The 13,885-nt window shown below is 60.1% G+C and carries 15 protein-coding genes and 1 tRNA gene; 14 read left to right on the top strand and 2 right to left on the bottom strand.

Annotated elements, in window-relative coordinates; genetic code table 11:
* Positions 1-69: 69 nt before the first annotated feature.
* The 14 genes from NP552_RS04945 (at position 70) to NP552_RS04880 (ending at position 10,361) form a co-directional block, all read left to right on the top strand.
* Positions 70-816 (top strand): YebC/PmpR family DNA-binding transcriptional regulator, encoded by a 747-nt coding sequence (locus tag NP552_RS04945; protein ID WP_043864245.1) that lies wholly within the window; start codon positions 70-72, stop codon positions 814-816.
* Positions 817-932: 116 nt separating this feature from the next.
* The gene (gene ruvC, locus NP552_RS04940) at positions 933-1,457 is read left to right on the top strand and encodes a crossover junction endodeoxyribonuclease RuvC (protein ID WP_043864244.1); all 525 of its coding nucleotides are present in this window, start codon (positions 933-935) and stop codon (positions 1,455-1,457) included.
* 108 nt (positions 1,458-1,565) lie between these two features.
* Positions 1,566-2,174 carry a Holliday junction branch migration protein RuvA gene (gene ruvA / locus NP552_RS04935; protein WP_043864300.1) on the top strand — a complete coding sequence of 203 codons (609 nt, stop codon included), beginning with the start codon at positions 1,566-1,568 and terminating at the stop codon, positions 2,172-2,174.
* Positions 2,175-3,230: a Holliday junction branch migration DNA helicase RuvB gene (ruvB, locus tag NP552_RS04930; RefSeq protein WP_043864243.1), complete on the top strand. Its 1,056-nt coding sequence runs from the start codon at positions 2,175-2,177 to the stop codon at positions 3,228-3,230.
* A gap of 125 nt (positions 3,231-3,355) precedes the next feature.
* A complete protein-coding gene (gene ybgC, locus NP552_RS04925) occupies positions 3,356-3,811 on the top strand; it encodes a tol-pal system-associated acyl-CoA thioesterase (protein WP_043864242.1) in 456 nt (151 codons plus the stop codon).
* 2 nt (positions 3,812-3,813) lie between these two features.
* Positions 3,814-4,509, top strand: coding sequence for a protein TolQ (tolQ, locus tag NP552_RS04920; protein ID WP_043864241.1), 696 nt, complete (start codon positions 3,814-3,816; stop codon positions 4,507-4,509).
* 14 nt (positions 4,510-4,523) lie between these two features.
* Positions 4,524-4,976: a protein TolR gene (gene tolR, locus NP552_RS04915; protein ID WP_043864240.1), complete on the top strand. Its 453-nt coding sequence runs from the start codon at positions 4,524-4,526 to the stop codon at positions 4,974-4,976.
* Positions 4,976-6,061 carry a cell envelope integrity protein TolA gene (tolA, locus tag NP552_RS04910; RefSeq protein WP_043864239.1) on the top strand — a complete coding sequence of 362 codons (1,086 nt, stop codon included), beginning with the start codon at positions 4,976-4,978 and terminating at the stop codon, positions 6,059-6,061. The genes tolR and tolA overlap by 1 nt, the downstream gene beginning before the upstream one ends.
* 47 nt (positions 6,062-6,108) lie before the next feature.
* Positions 6,109-7,359 carry a Tol-Pal system beta propeller repeat protein TolB gene (gene tolB, locus NP552_RS04905; protein WP_213085823.1) on the top strand — a complete coding sequence of 417 codons (1,251 nt, stop codon included), beginning with the start codon at positions 6,109-6,111 and terminating at the stop codon, positions 7,357-7,359.
* A gap of 52 nt (positions 7,360-7,411) precedes the next feature.
* Positions 7,412-7,909: a peptidoglycan-associated lipoprotein Pal gene (gene pal, locus NP552_RS04900; protein ID WP_042121796.1), complete on the top strand. Its 498-nt coding sequence runs from the start codon at positions 7,412-7,414 to the stop codon at positions 7,907-7,909.
* 6 nt (positions 7,910-7,915) lie between these two features.
* Positions 7,916-8,728 (top strand): tol-pal system protein YbgF, encoded by an 813-nt coding sequence (gene ybgF, locus NP552_RS04895; RefSeq protein ID WP_054914972.1) that lies wholly within the window; start codon positions 7,916-7,918, stop codon positions 8,726-8,728.
* A 158-nt stretch (positions 8,729-8,886) separates the two neighbouring features.
* Complete coding sequence (gene queE / locus NP552_RS04890; RefSeq protein ID WP_043864236.1) at positions 8,887-9,534, top strand: 7-carboxy-7-deazaguanine synthase QueE; 648 nt, start codon at positions 8,887-8,889, stop codon at positions 9,532-9,534.
* A 15-nt stretch (positions 9,535-9,549) separates the two neighbouring features.
* Entirely contained in the window at positions 9,550-10,224 is a 675-nt protein-coding gene (gene queC / locus NP552_RS04885) for a 7-cyano-7-deazaguanine synthase QueC (RefSeq protein ID WP_058541509.1), read from the top strand.
* Positions 10,225-10,285: 61 nt separating this feature from the next.
* A tRNA-Lys gene (locus tag NP552_RS04880) sits at positions 10,286-10,361 on the top strand.
* A 337-nt stretch (positions 10,362-10,698) separates the two neighbouring features.
* Here the strand turns inward: NP552_RS04880 and NP552_RS04875 are convergent.
* Both NP552_RS04875 and mobH read right to left on the bottom strand, forming a co-directional pair.
* Positions 10,699-11,952, bottom strand: a complete 1,254-nt coding sequence (locus NP552_RS04875; RefSeq protein ID WP_213607088.1) for a site-specific integrase — start codon at positions 11,950-11,952, stop codon at positions 10,699-10,701.
* Positions 11,949-13,844 carry a MobH family relaxase gene (gene mobH, locus NP552_RS04870; protein ID WP_443201026.1) on the bottom strand — a complete coding sequence of 632 codons (1,896 nt, stop codon included), beginning with the start codon at positions 13,842-13,844 and terminating at the stop codon, positions 11,949-11,951. Before mobH ends, NP552_RS04875 begins: the two co-directional genes overlap by 4 nt.
* Positions 13,845-13,885 lie beyond the last annotated feature (41 nt).

The raw sequence follows: 13,885 nt of genomic DNA, 5'->3' as shown, positions 1-13,885 counted from the left end.
ATTGATTGCCCACGCCAGGTTTTTCCGGGCGGGGGCGTGGTTTTGTTTCAAGGATTTCTGGAGTCAGTTATGGCGGGTCATTCCAAGTGGGCGAACATCAAGCACCGCAAAGAGCGCCAGGATGCCAAGAGAGGCAAGATCTTCACCAAGTGGATTCGTGAGCTGACCGTCGCCGCCAAGCAGGGCGGTGGCGACCCGAATTCCAACCCGCGCCTGCGCCTGGCGCTGGACAAGGCCTTGGGCGCGAACATGAGCCGCGACATCATCGATCGCGCCGTGGCCCGTGGTGCAGGCGCAACCGAAGCCGACAATGTCGAAGAGCTCAGCTACGAAGGCTACGGCCCGGGCGGCGTGGCGATCATGGTCGAGGCCATGACCGACAACCGCAACCGCACCGCCGCGGCCGTGCGCCATGCCTTCAGCAAGTGCGGTGGCAACCTGGGCACCGATGGCTCGGTGGCCTATCTGTTCGAGCGCAAGGGGCAGATCAGCTTTGCCGCCGGTGTCGATGAAGACGCGCTGATGGAAGCGGCGATGGAGGCCGATGCCGACGACGTGGTCAGCAACGAAGATGGCTCGTTCGACGTGTTCACCTCGTTTGCCAGCTTCTATGCGGTGCGTACTGCCCTGGAGGCTGCCGGCTTCAAGGCTGCGGACGCGGAAATCGTCATGCAGCCGACCACCAGCGCCGAACTCGACCTGGAGGGCGCACAGAAGGTGCTCAAGCTGATCGACATGCTTGAAGACCTGGACGATGTGCAGAATGTGTATTCCAACGCCGAAATTCCTGACGAAGTCATGGAACAACTCGGCTAAGGTTCAGTTCTGGCGTACTCGAGGCCGGATTCGTCCGCAGGCACCTTGTGCCCGTGACGGGTCCGGCTTCTGTCTTTTTAATGGCGCCCCGGTGCGCCACTGGTTGCGCAGGCGATATGACTCTGATTCTTGGTATTGACCCCGGCTCGCGGATTACCGGCTATGGTGTGGTGCGCCACACGGCGCGCGGGTGCGAGTACGTGGCCTCCGGTTGCATCCGTACCGGCAGCGGCGAGCTGCCCGAGCGCCTGCAGGTGGTATACCGCAGCGTGCGCGAAATCATCCAGTTGCACGGGCCGGTGACCATGGGTATCGAGCGGGTGTTCATGGCGCGCAACGCCGACTCGGCGCTCAAGCTCGGCCAGGCGCGCGGCGCCGCCATCGTCGCCGGGGTCGAAGAGGGCCTGGAGATCGCCGAGTACAGTGCCACCCAGGTCAAGCAGGCGGTCGCCGGTACGGGCGGGGCCAACAAGGAACAGGTGCAGATGATGGTCATGCACCTGCTCAAGCTCACCCAGAAGCCGCAGATAGACGCCTCCGATGCCCTGGCCATCGCCCTGTGCCATGCCCATACCCGTTCCAGCCTGGTGCCGCACGGGCTGGGCGCTGCACGCAGCCGCAGTGGCCGCCTAAGGCTCTGATAGCATCATCGGTTAACACAATTTCGCTTGCCGGCCACCGCCGGCTTGCAATCATGGCGGCTGATGGCGGGCTTGATCGCCCCGGCGCCCTGGATAAAGGACCTGAACGTGATTGGACGTTTGCGCGGTACCCTGGCTGAAAAGCAGCCGCCGCACCTGATTGTCGATGTCAACGGCCTGGGCTACGAGCTCGAGGTGCCGATGACCACCCTGTATCGCCTACCCAAGGTTGGCGAGGCAGTGACGCTGCACACCCACCTGGTGGTACGTGAAGACGCGCACCTGCTGTATGGCTTTCACGAAAAGCGCGAGCGCGAGCTGTTCCGCGAGCTGATCCGCCTCAACGGCGTAGGGCCCAAGCTGGCCCTGGCATTGATGTCGGGCCTGGAGGTCGACGACCTGATACGCTGCGTGCAGGCCCAGGACACCTCGGCGCTGGTCAAGGTGCCGGGGGTGGGCAAGAAGACCGCCGAGCGCCTGCTGGTCGAACTCAAGGACCGCTTCAAGGCCTGGGAAACCGCGCCAAGCCTGTTTACCCTGGTGTCCGACGGCCCGCAGCCGGTGGCAAGTGCCTCCACTGCCGAAACCGATGCGGTCAGCGCGCTGATCTCGCTGGGCTACAAGCCGCAGGAAGCCAGCCGCGCCGTGGCGGCCATCGATGCCAAGGGCCTGAGCAGCGAAGAGCTGATCCGGCGCAGCCTCAAGGGGATGATTTAAGTGATCGAAGCCGACCGACTCATAGCCGCTACCGGGCGCGACCGCGAAGAGGTCCAGGACCGGGCGATCCGGCCATTGCGCCTGGACGAGTACATCGGGCAGCCAGTGGTGCGCGAGCAGATGGCGCTTTTCATCCAGGCGGCACGTGGGCGCAGCGAGTCGCTGGACCATACGCTGATCTTCGGCCCGCCGGGCCTGGGCAAGACCACCCTGGCCAACATCATCGCGCAGGAGATGGGCGTTTCGATCAAGAGCACCTCCGGGCCGATCCTTGAGCGTCCGGGCGATCTGGCGGCGCTGCTGACCAACCTGGAACCCCACGATGTACTGTTCATCGACGAGATTCACCGGCTTTCGCCGATCGTCGAGGAAGTGCTGTACCCGGCCATGGAAGACTTCCAGCTGGATATCATGATCGGCGAGGGGCCGGCCGCACGTTCGATCAAGCTCGATTTGCCGCCGTTCACTCTGGTCGGGGCAACCACCCGCGCCGGCATGCTGACCAATCCGCTGCGCGACCGTTTCGGTATCGTGCAGCGCCTGGAGTTCTACAACACCGCAGACCTGGCCACCATCGTCAGCCGCTCGGGCGGGATTCTGGGCCTGCCGATCGAGGACGAGGGCGCCTTCGAGATCGCCCGGCGCGCCCGCGGCACCCCGCGTATCGCCAACCGTCTGCTGCGTCGTGTACGCGACTACGCCGAGGTGCGTGGCAAAGGTGACATCACCAAGGCCATCGCCGACCTGGCGCTGAACCTGCTGGACGTGGACGAGCGTGGTTTCGATCACCAGGACCGGCGCCTGCTGCTGACCATGATCGAGAAGTTCGACGGTGGCCCGGTGGGTGTTGACAGCCTGGCGGCGGCGATCAGCGAAGAACGTCACACCATCGAGGACGTGCTGGAGCCCTACCTGATCCAGCAGGGCTACATCATGCGCACACCCCGTGGGCGCGTGGTGACCCGGCACGCCTACCTGCACTTTGGCCTGAACATTCCGGGCCGCATGGGCGAGTCGGTCAACGGCGAGGGTTTTTCCGACCTGGCCGATGAATGACAGACTTATCCGGCGTTTTCGTGGTCCTATCGGCGGACACGCATGAGTCGCGCTGGCAATACGACATAATCCGTTAAAAACAGTTGGTGGGGCGGATTGGCAAGCTGAGGAGTTAGCACTAGAGTATGCGCGCGCAAAATGGGGTTGAGTCGTTCGCACATCGCTGTCGCGTCTATTACGAGGACACCGATGCGGGCGGCGTGGTGTATTACGTCAATTATCTGAAATTCATGGAGCGTGCCCGCACCGAGCGGTTGCGCGAGCTGGGCTTTGCCCAGTCTGCGATGGCAGAACAGAACACCTTGTTCGTCGTTCATTCCAGCGAGGCGCGCTACCACGCGCCGGCCCGCCTGGACGATGAATTGCGGGTCACCGCACAAGTGCTTGAATTGAATCGTGCCAGCCTGCGCTTTGTGCAGCAGGTCTGGCGCGAGCGTGATGCAACGCTGCTCTGCGAGGGGCAGTTCCTGGTGGCCTGTGTGCGCGCCGATACGTTCAAACCCCGGGCCATTCCTTCCGAGCTGCGTGCAGCCTTTGTGGCGGCGGATGGTGCGGGTAACCAAACAATTGCAGGAGATTAAGCGTGGAAGCTAACGTCGTCGACCATACCTCCATGTGGAGCCTGGTCAGTAATGCCAGCATCGTGGTGCAGCTGGTCATGCTGATTCTGGTGGCCGCATCGGTGACCTCGTGGATCATGATTTTTCAGCGCAGCACCATGCTGCGTGCCGGTCGTCGTGCGCTGGAAAGCTTCGAGGAGCGCTTCTGGTCGGGTATCGACCTGTCCAAGCTGTACCGCCAGGCCGGCAGCAACCCGGACCCGGACTCGGGTGTGGAGCAGGTCTTCCGTGCCGGCTTCAAGGAGTTCTCGCGCCTGCGCCAGCAACCGGGTGTCGACCCTGACGCCGTGATGGAAGGCGTTGGCCGGGCCATGCGCGTGGCCATCTCGCGTGAAGAAGAGAAGCTCGAACAGAGCCTGCCGTTCCTCGCCACCGTCGGTTCCACCAGCCCGTACATCGGTCTGTTCGGTACTGTATGGGGCATCATGAACTCCTTCCGCGGCCTGGCTTCGGCCCAGCAGGCGACCCTGGCCACTGTGGCTCCGGGTATCGCCGAGGCACTGATCGCCACCGCGATCGGCCTGTTCGCCGCAATCCCGGCAGTTATTGCCTACAACCGTTTCGCTGCACGCAGTGAAGTCTTGATCGGCCGCTACTACACGTTCGCCGACGAGTTCCAGGCCATCCTGCACCGTAAAGTGCACACCAGCGAAGAGTGATCAGGTAAAAGCCCATGGCTCGAGTTCGACACAAACGCAAGCCGGTCGCGGAGATGAACGTGGTGCCCTACATCGATGTGATGTTGGTACTGCTGGTCATCTTCATGGTGACCGCACCGATGCTCAACCAGGGCGTGAAGGTCGACCTGCCCAAGGTTTCCAGCGAAGCCTTGCCGCAGGACAACAACGTCCAGATCCTTACCATTTCGATCAAGGCCGACAAGACCTATTTCTGGAACCTTGGCAGCGAAGTCGACACCGAAAAGCAGATGGACAAGGCCATGACCTTGCCGCAAATGACCGACGCGGTGACCAAGATCATCGCGGCCGGACGTGACCAGGGCAAACAGACCCAGGTGTTCATCCGTGGCGACAAGGCCGTCGACTATGGCGCGGTGATGGGCGCCATGGGCGGGTTGCAGAAGGCCGGTGTCGGTAACGTTGGCCTGATTACCGAGGCGCCCTGATGCAACAGCGAGAGCCATCCGCCTCGGAAAGCTATTTCTGGCCCAGCGTCTGGGCCATCGCGCTGCACGTTCTGGTGTTCGGCATGCTGTTCGTCAGCTTTGCCATGACCCCGGAACTGCCGCCGGCCAAGCCTATTGTCCAGGCGACCCTGTACCAGCTGAAGTCCAAAAGTCAGGCCACCACCCAGACCAATCAGAAGATTGCGGGTGAAGCGAAGAAAACCGCGGCGCGCCAGACCGAAGTCGAGCAGATGGAACAGAAGAAGGTCGAGCAGCAGAAGCAGGAAGCGGTGAAGGCTGCGGAACAAAAGAAAGAAGAGGCGGCTCAAAAGGCCGAAGAAGCCCGCGAGGCGGCCGAAGCCAAGAAGGCCGATGAGGCCAAGAAAGCCGACGAGGCCAAAAAGGCCGACGCGGCCAAGAAAGCCGAGGAAGCCAAGAAGGTCGAAGAGAAACAGCAGGCCGACCTCGCCAAGAAGAAAGCCGAGGAAGAGGCCAAGAAACAGGCAGCAGAAGAGGCCAAGAAGCAGGCCGCTGAAGACGCCAAGAAGAAAGCCGCCGAGGATGCCAAGAAAAAGGCAGCCGAGGATGCGAAGAAAAAAGCGGCAGCCGAAGAGGCCAAGAAAAAGGCCGCCGAGGATGCCAAGAAGAAAGCCGCAGCCGATGCGGCCAAGAAGAAGTCAGCAGAAGCGGCGCGCAAGGCGGCGGAAGACAAGAAAGCCCAGGCCCTGGCCGAGCTGTTGTCCGACTCCACCGAACGGCAGCAGGCGCTGGCCGACGAGCAGGGTGACCAGGTGGCCGGCGACTTCGACGACCTGATACGTGCCCGCGCAGCCGAAGGCTGGGCGCGCCCACCTTCTGCACGCAAGAACATGACGGTGGTCCTGCAGATTGGCATGTTGCCCGATGGCACCGTGACCACGGTGAGCGTTGCACGCTCCAGTGGTGATGGTCCGTTCGATGCCTCTGCGGTAGCAGCGGTCAAGAACATTGGCCGCCTGACCGAAATGCAGGGCTTGAAACCGAGCGAATTCAATCCCTATCGTTCATTCAAGATGACATTCACACCTGAGGATCTAGCCTTGTGATTAACCTTCTTAGAGGACTGCTGGTCGTTCTCTGCTGCGCAGCAGGGATGGCCGTTGCAGAAGAAAAGAACATCCTGGTCACCAGCGGCAGTGACCGTGCCACGCCGATCGCGGTCGTGCCGTTCGCCCTGCAGGGTGGCAGTGTGCTGCCCGAGGACATGGCCGATATCATTGGCAATGACCTGCGCAACTCCGGCTACTACGCGCCGATTCCGCGCCAGAACATGATCAGCCAGCCTAGCCAGGCCAGCGAAGTCATCTTCCGTGACTGGAAGGCCCTGGGCGCCCAGTACGTGATGGTAGGCAGCATCGTGCCAGCGGGCGGTCGCCTGCAGGTGCAATATGCGCTGTTCAACGTCGCCACCGAGCAGCAAGTGCTGACCGGCAGCGTCTCGGGCACTACCGACCAGCTGCGTGACATGTCGCACTACATTGCCGACCAGTCGTTCGAGAAGCTCACCGGCATCAAGGGTGCGTTCTCCACGCGCATGCTGTACGTCACCGCCGAACGCTTCTCCAAGGACAACACTCGTTACACGTTGCAGCGTTCGGACTACGACGGCGCCCGCGCCGTGACCCTGCTGCAGTCGCGCGAGCCGATCCTGTCGCCGCGCTTCGCGCCGGACGGCAAGCGCATTGCCTATGTGTCGTTCGAACAGCGTCGTCCGCGTATCTTCGTACAGCACATCGACACTGGCCGTCGTGAGCAGATCACCAACTTCGAAGGCCTCAACGGTGCACCAGCCTGGTCGCCCGATGGTTCGCGCCTGGCGTTCGTGCTGTCCAAGGACGGCAACCCTGACATCTATGTGATGAACATGGCTTCGCGCCAGATGTCGCGTGTCACGGCCGGTCCGGGTATCAACACCGAGCCGTTCTGGGGCAAGGATGGTTCGACCATCTATTTCACGTCGGATCGTGGCGGCAAGCCGCAGATCTACAAAACCAACGTTTCGGGTGGTGGTGCCGAGCGTGTAACTTTCGTGGGTAACTACAACGCCAACCCTAAACTGTCGGCGGATGAAAAGACCCTGGTAATGATTCATCGCCAGCAAGGTTTCACCAACTTCAAGGTGGCCGCGCAGGATTTGCAGCGAGGAAGTGTAAAAATCCTCTCTGAAACAAGTCTTGATGAGTCACCCACTGTTGCGCCCAACGGCACCATGCTAATCTACGCCACCCGCCAGCAGGGCCGGGGAGTCTTGATGCTCGTCTCTCTCAACGGACGCGTGAGGCTCCCGCTTCCTACCGCTCAAGGCGAAGTCAGAGAACCGTCCTGGTCCCCTTACCTGAACTGACGCGGCGCTTTACGTAACACTTAACACATTGGGGTTCATTAGGAGTTTCACGATGGAAATGCTGAAGTTTGGTAAGTTTGCTGCGCTGGCTCTGGCCATGGCTGTAGCTGTAGGTTGCTCCTCCAAGGGCGGCGACAACGCTGGTGAAGGCGCTGTTGATCCAAACGCTGGTTACGGCGCTAACACCGGTGCTGTTGACGGTTCCCTGAGCGAAGAAGCCGCTCTGCGCGCAATCACCACCTTCTACTTCGAATACGACAGCTCGGACCTGAAGCCAGAAGCCATGCGCGCTCTGGACGTTCACGCCAAAGACCTGAAAGGCAATGGCGCTCGCGTCGTCCTGGAAGGCAACACCGACGAGCGTGGTACTCGCGAATACAACATGGCCCTGGGCGAGCGTCGTGCTAAAGCCGTACAGCGCTACCTGGTACTGCAAGGCGTTTCCCCAGCCCAACTGGAACTGGTTTCCTACGGCGAAGAGCGTCCAGTTGCTACCGGTAACGACGAGCAATCCTGGGCTCAGAACCGTCGCGTCGAACTGCGTAAGTAATTCGATATGCGAACGTGCCGCCGTGCTGTAACCGTCCTGGCTCTCGCCCTGCCACTCGTGGCCTGGGCCGAGGTTCCTGTTGTTGATGACAACGCTGGCTATAACGGCGCAAGCAGTTATCCGCCAGCGGGTTATGGTACGAGCGGCGCCTACGCCGGGGGAGGGGTTTCGGCCCCTGCCTCGGCGCAGGGTCAGCTGTTCATGCAATTGCAGCAGATGCAGGATCAGATTTCGCGCCAGCAAGGGGTGATCGAAGAACTGCAAAACGATGTAGCCCGCCTGAAACAGGAAGGCCTGGAGCGTTACCAGGACCTGGATCGGCGTATCGGAGCCGGCGGTGCACCCGCTGCAACTCCCGAGAATTCCTCCACCGGTGGTGATGTAGCCGCCGGTGCCGCTGCAGGCGCGGCCACCGCCCCTGCGGCCAGTAGCGAACCTGGCGACCCGGCGAAAGAAAAGCTCTATTACGACGCTGCTTTCGACCTGATCAAGGCCAAGGATTTCGACAAGGCCAGCCAGGCATTCAATGCCTTCCTGCGCAAGTACCCCAACAGTCAGTACGCCGGCAATGCCCAGTACTGGCTGGGTGAAGTGAACCTTGCCAAGGGCGACCTGCAGGGCGCCGGCCAGGCGTTTGCCAAGGTCAGCCAGCTGTATCCGAAGCACAGCAAGGTGCCGGACTCGCTGTACAAGCTGGCCGATGTCGAGCGCCGCCTGGGTCACACCGACCGGGTCAAGGGTATTCTGCAGCAGGTGGTCACCCAGTACCCGGGTACCTCCGCCGCACAGTTGGCCCAGCGCGACCTGCAGAAGCTCTGAACTGCCCGCCTGGAAGAAACCCGCGCTAGTCGCGGGTTTTTTCGTTAGAATCGATGCCCTTTTATTGACACACGCTGCTGCGAACTACGCGATGCCGGGTTCGCTGCAGTGCCTGACGGAGGCGGACAGCCTGTTTAGCTGTTACGCCCGTGGCGACTATGCAAGACACATTACGAATTACCGAAGTTTTTTACTCGTTGCAGGGTGAAACGCGTACCGCTGGGCTGCCCACGGTATTTGTACGTCTCACCGGCTGCCCTTTGCGTTGCCAGTATTGCGACAGTGCCTATGCCTTCAGTGGTGGCACCGTGCGCAGCCTCGACTCGATTCTCGAGCAGGTGGCTGGTTTTCGCCCGCGTTACGTGTGCGTCACTGGCGGTGAGCCATTGGCCCAACCCAACGCCATCCCCTTGCTCAAGCAATTGTGCGACGCCGGCTATGAGGTTTCGCTGGAAACCAGCGGAGCACTGGACATCTCGAAGGTCGACCAGCGCGTCAGCCGGGTGGTGGACCTCAAGACGCCGGGCTCCGAAGAGATGCACCGCAACCTCTACGAGAATATCGAGCTGCTGACCCCGAACGATCAGGTCAAGTTCGTCATCTGTTCCCGTGAAGACTATGACTGGGCGGTATCCAAGCTGATCCAGTATGGTCTGGAGAAGCGTGCCGGGGAGGTGCTGTTTTCGCCGAGCCACCATCAGGTCAAGGCCAGCGACCTGGCCGACTGGATCGTGGCCGATAATTTGCCGGTTCGTTTTCAACTGCAGTTGCACAAGCAATTGTGGAACGACGAGCCGGGACGCTGATTGGGGAGTGATGTCATGACTGAGAAACGTGCGGTAATCCTGCTGTCTGGTGGCCTGGACTCGGCCACGGTGGTCGCGATGGCCAAGGCCGAAGGCTACAGCTGCTATACCATGAGTTTCGACTACGGCCAGCGTCATCGCGCCGAGCTGGACGCCGCTGCGCGAGTTGCCCGTGACCTGGGTGCAGTCGAGCACAAGGTGATCGGCCTGAGCCTGGATGGCATTGGTGGTTCGGCGCTGACCGACAGTAGCATCGATGTACCCGAGACACCGGGTGAAGGCATTCCAGTGACCTACGTACCGGCACGCAATACCGTGTTCCTGTCGTTGGCGCTGGGCTGGGCCGAGGTGTTGCAGGCGCGGGATATCTTCATCGGTGTGAACGCGGTGGATTACTCGGGCTACCCGGATTGCCGTCCCGAGTTCGTCGAAGCATTCGAGCGCATGGCCAACCTGGCCACCAAGGCCGGTGTCGAGGGGCAGGGCTTTCGCATCCAGGCACCGTTGCAGAACCTGAGCAAGGCGCAGATCGTTCAGGCGGGCATGGCGCGTGGTGTCGACTACAGCCTCACTGTGTCGTGCTATCAGGCTGACGATCAAGGCCGTGCCTGTGGCAAGTGCGACAGCTGCCGCCTGCGTGCAGATGGCTTCCGGGCAGCCGGCGTGACCGACCCAACCCGATATTTTTGATTTTTTTTACGGTGGGGTGTTGATTTCCTTAAGGAAATCAGTATTATACGCCCCACGCAACGGGTCGTTAGCTCAGTTGGTAGAGCAGTTGGCTTTTAACCAATTGGTCGTAGGTTCGAATCCTACACGACCCACCATTATTCACAGCGGTTCGTGAGTGCTAGAGAGGGGGGCTTGCCAGCCAGTTTCTAGTCTTGCAGCCGTCTGGAGCGAACCTTAGGCTCGCTTCAACGTGATGTCAATATGGAATAGCCCGTCGCTTATGGCGGGCTTTTTCGTTTCTGGGCCAAAAAACTCAATGACTTAGCGACTTTGCAGGCTGCTCAGCTCTGCGAAACTCCGCTTTGCGAGGCCTCCAGAACACGCGCAGCCAAAGGCATGGTGCCATTTTCATAGCACCAGTGACCTGGGACAGTTATGCGCTATCTGCCCTGCTTCAGTTAACCATGTAGTGGCTCATTGCCATTCGTCGGTTCAGAACTTCGGGGAGGCACGGGCGTTGTACACAGTGCCTGGGTCAGCAGAATGAGATCGAGCAAAAGGTGTAGACCCTGTCGTCGATGCCATCAGGCTGAACAGAAGGCTTGGTTGAAAGAGATCTTCGGGCGGTAGCAAAGCACTGGCACAGCTCTGCCTGAACTCAATCAGCAGATGTTCTGGTGCCGAGCAGCCACCTCCTTGATGATCTTGTTCGATCGTTATTCGTCGACCAGGCTCTGTGCGGGTACCGCTTTCACCTGTTCGCGAATTTGGTGCACTACTTTCATCAACCCGACGTACAAGCCTTAACGCTCCCTGCTGCATGCTGCGCTCGTGCAATACGTCTCGCATGTGGTCATAGTCGGCTTCGATGTAGCTCATCGTTGTTGCGATGTTCGAATGGTTCAGCAGGTTCTTGGTCAGGTGGATGTTTCTTTCCGGCTGCTTCATCAGATCGGTTGCAAGCGTGTGCCTGAACCGGTGCGGAGTCATCCGTACCCCGAGCCTGATGATCAGCTTCTTGTACATCGCCTCGACCTGGTCCGAGTTCATTTCGTGCCGCTTGTAATGGCGGGAGAAACGATTGACGTTGAACAGCTGGTCATCGGCGGCAAAGCCCGCTCGGCCAGCTTCATCGACGAGGCGCTGAATGTGCGGCGCTAGCCCATCCATGATGGGAATGCGAAACTCGCGGTGTGTTTTCTCGGTTTCGCCGCGGACGAGAACCAGCCGTCGATCCCAGTCCACATCCTTGAGCCGGATGCACAGCAGTGCATTCAGCCGTATGCCGGTGTAGTAGAACATCTCGAAAGTTGCCAGCCAGAACCACGCTGGTGTGATTCTGGCCCGGTCCCCAGTCGACTCCTCTTGGTCAGCAAGACTTCTGAGCCATCGCCTTGCACGGACAATCGCTTCGCCGGCAATGATTTTGCTCTGTCGCTTCGGTGCAATTACCGTCGTCTTTTTGAATGGGTTCACATCGGTGTTGGGAAGAATCCCATACTCGATGCCGTAACCCCACATTGTTCGGAGGTGATTGGAGTAAGTGTTCCAGCTGCGCTTCGACAGACCCCCTTCAATCAGCTTGTTCCTTAAGGCAAGGACGTCCCGTCGGTCGATGGTCTCCACATCAACAGCGTTGCCGAAGTTCTTTTCCAGCTTCTTCATTGCCGCGCCGTAGATTTTCGCGCTGGCAGGCCGGAGGTCGTGATCGACGAGGTATTCCCGGAGCAATTTCTCGGGCGTCATTCAGCGGCCCCTTCCGTCACTCGTCGCAAGCTTGGGTTGTTCAGGGGCTGCTCAGCAAATATCAGCTTCGGATCAAGAAGCAAGTAGCCCCTCAGCTGCGTGGTCTTCCGTGGGCCTACTACATCGTAGGTCCAGATGTTCAGCTGCTTGCTGGTTTTCTGGTGGCTCTTCTCTTTCTCAAATGCGCGTTGTACATGCTGCCAGGCCGCTGTCCCCGGTTTACCGACGATCCTCTCAAGCTCCGGGTGCTCAAGCACATATCGCTTGAAGATCCCAGGGGTAACGAGCATTGCTGTGTCGTCGACGGTGTGAATCAGGGCCTTGGTATCGTTGATGATCAATTTGTGGGAGGCGACCCCGGCTTTGAGCCAGGCGATGAAAGCTCCTCCCAGCGAACTACTCGTAGGCATGGTGGTGACATCTTTTATTGCAGCATTCCTTGCTGTGGCTGCTAGAGAATCGTCAGCCGGCTCTACCTCTTCGAGTCCTTGCCGGGGAGGGGATGCGGCTGCTGAGCCTGGGCTAGCACTTAGCTCTTCTGATGGCGCAGTGATATTACTATACAGTGACAGTAATTCTTCGCGCTCAGACGATCGGATCCCTTCGGTTGGAGTTGGCTGGACTAGGGCTCGAGGTCGTGCCGGCGGTTGAGTTGCGTCGCCCGAGGGGGCGACTGGCTCATCCGGTACCGCACAGACGGTTTCCGCACTGGCGCCCGCCTGCGCGACTGTCTCCGGTTCCTGGTCCAGGGTGAGGCTGCCACCGTATAGAGGGGGGCGTTCGTCCGGATTCGGCCATACGAGTGCCGGCGAGACCTTTAAGAAGGTGAAGCTGTTCTTCCAGCCGCGGCCGTTATCGATGGTGGCTTTCCAGATCGCCTTATCCTGGGCATTGGTCTGGATGATTGCCTGGTCCTGCAGCATGTTGAAGAACGGAGCATTGGAGGTTGGCACTCCCTCAATACCCTGGGTCAGCAAGTATGCCCGGAGCTGGTCTGCTGCTGGTTTACTCACCAGCCAAAGCGCATCTTGCGTCAGCCAACCATCTGCCGGTCCATCTGGCTGATTGAGCTTGAGTTTTTCTCGCACCAGGAATCGCAGACCGTCGGCCAGTTGTCGCTGCAGCGATTGCTTTGGGGCCGCAAGCGCGCGTTCAGGATTTCCTCCCAATTGCTGGGCAACAGAAGCTTTATCCGCCTGGATCACCATTTCGCCGAGGATGCTGGCGTGCTCGTACTGGCCGGCGAGAAGGTAGATCAATTGCTTCCATAACTCAGGGAAGCCGCTGAGCCAGTCGAGGATTCCGGTGTCCAGGACTTGCATGTACACAAGAGCTGAAGCAGCCCCGTGCAGTTGGTACTCCCTACCTTTCACGTACTTGAACCGGTAGGGACGGTTGATCGGTCCGTGCCATGGGTGCCATGCGCGGCCATCTTCGAGCTCGACCCGGAGGTCAACAGCGATCTTCCCCAAGTCGTGTAGCAACGCGCCGTAGGCAGCCGCTGCAGTCCAGGCTTCTGCTTGAGCGGATTGGGACTCCGGTGGAGCGCCTATTGGCAGAAGGTGCGTCTGCCGGATCTTTAGGGCATAGGCCATGATCTCCAGGCCGTGGTCCAGGAGTCCGCCAAGGTGGGCATGGTGATGGTTTTCAGAGGCAGGGAGCAGCTGCACCAGCTCAGCGTAGCGCTCGAGCGGTTTAAGGTAGAGGGTATTGAACTGAGCTCGTGAGAGCGAAGCCCGGCGCCAGATGTTCTCCAGGAGCTGCTGACGGAGTGGGCTCTGCAGGAGAGCAGTAGCCTTCGCCGGCAGATGGAAGCCCTGTGGTGAGGCTTCTGGTGTTGGTTTAGCCGGTTTGCGGCTCAACCAGGAGAGGAGTTGCATAGGGTGCTCCATGGGGTGTGCATGGAGCGGGCTTTTCCTCGAAATGGCGTGTG

It is taken from the genome of Pseudomonas sp. 8209, from assembly GCF_028682105.1.
GTDB classification, from domain to species: domain Bacteria; phylum Pseudomonadota; class Gammaproteobacteria; order Pseudomonadales; family Pseudomonadaceae; genus Aquipseudomonas; species Aquipseudomonas palmensis.
The sequence above is the reverse complement of the archived record's forward strand: the minus strand, read 5'-3'. Positions and strand labels throughout refer to the sequence as shown.

What these genes read in the sequence shown, in the direction of transcription:
- tolR (WP_043864240.1), top strand. Translation starts at nt 4,524, where the DNA reads ATGGCTCGAGTTCGACACAAACGCAAGCCGGTCGCGGAGATGAACGTG.
- ybgF (WP_054914972.1), top strand. Translation starts at nt 7,916, where the DNA reads ATGCGAACGTGCCGCCGTGCTGTAACCGTCCTGGCTCTCGCCCTGCCA.
- queC (WP_058541509.1), top strand. Translation starts at nt 9,550, where the DNA reads ATGACTGAGAAACGTGCGGTAATCCTGCTGTCTGGTGGCCTGGACTCG.
- ybgC (WP_043864242.1), top strand. Translation starts at nt 3,356, where the DNA reads ATGCGCGCGCAAAATGGGGTTGAGTCGTTCGCACATCGCTGTCGCGTC.
- NP552_RS04875 (WP_213607088.1), bottom strand. Translation starts at nt 11,952, where the DNA reads ATGACGCCCGAGAAATTGCTCCGGGAATACCTCGTCGATCACGACCTC.
- tolA (WP_043864239.1), top strand. Translation starts at nt 4,976, where the DNA reads ATGCAACAGCGAGAGCCATCCGCCTCGGAAAGCTATTTCTGGCCCAGC.
- tolB (WP_213085823.1), top strand. Translation starts at nt 6,109, where the DNA reads ATGGCCGTTGCAGAAGAAAAGAACATCCTGGTCACCAGCGGCAGTGAC.
- mobH (WP_443201026.1), bottom strand. Translation starts at nt 13,844, where the DNA reads ATGGAGCACCCTATGCAACTCCTCTCCTGGTTGAGCCGCAAACCGGCT.
- queE (WP_043864236.1), top strand. Translation starts at nt 8,887, where the DNA reads ATGCAAGACACATTACGAATTACCGAAGTTTTTTACTCGTTGCAGGGT.
- NP552_RS04945 (WP_043864245.1), top strand. Translation starts at nt 70, where the DNA reads ATGGCGGGTCATTCCAAGTGGGCGAACATCAAGCACCGCAAAGAGCGC.
- pal (WP_042121796.1), top strand. Translation starts at nt 7,412, where the DNA reads ATGGAAATGCTGAAGTTTGGTAAGTTTGCTGCGCTGGCTCTGGCCATG.
- ruvC (WP_043864244.1), top strand. Translation starts at nt 933, where the DNA reads ATGACTCTGATTCTTGGTATTGACCCCGGCTCGCGGATTACCGGCTAT.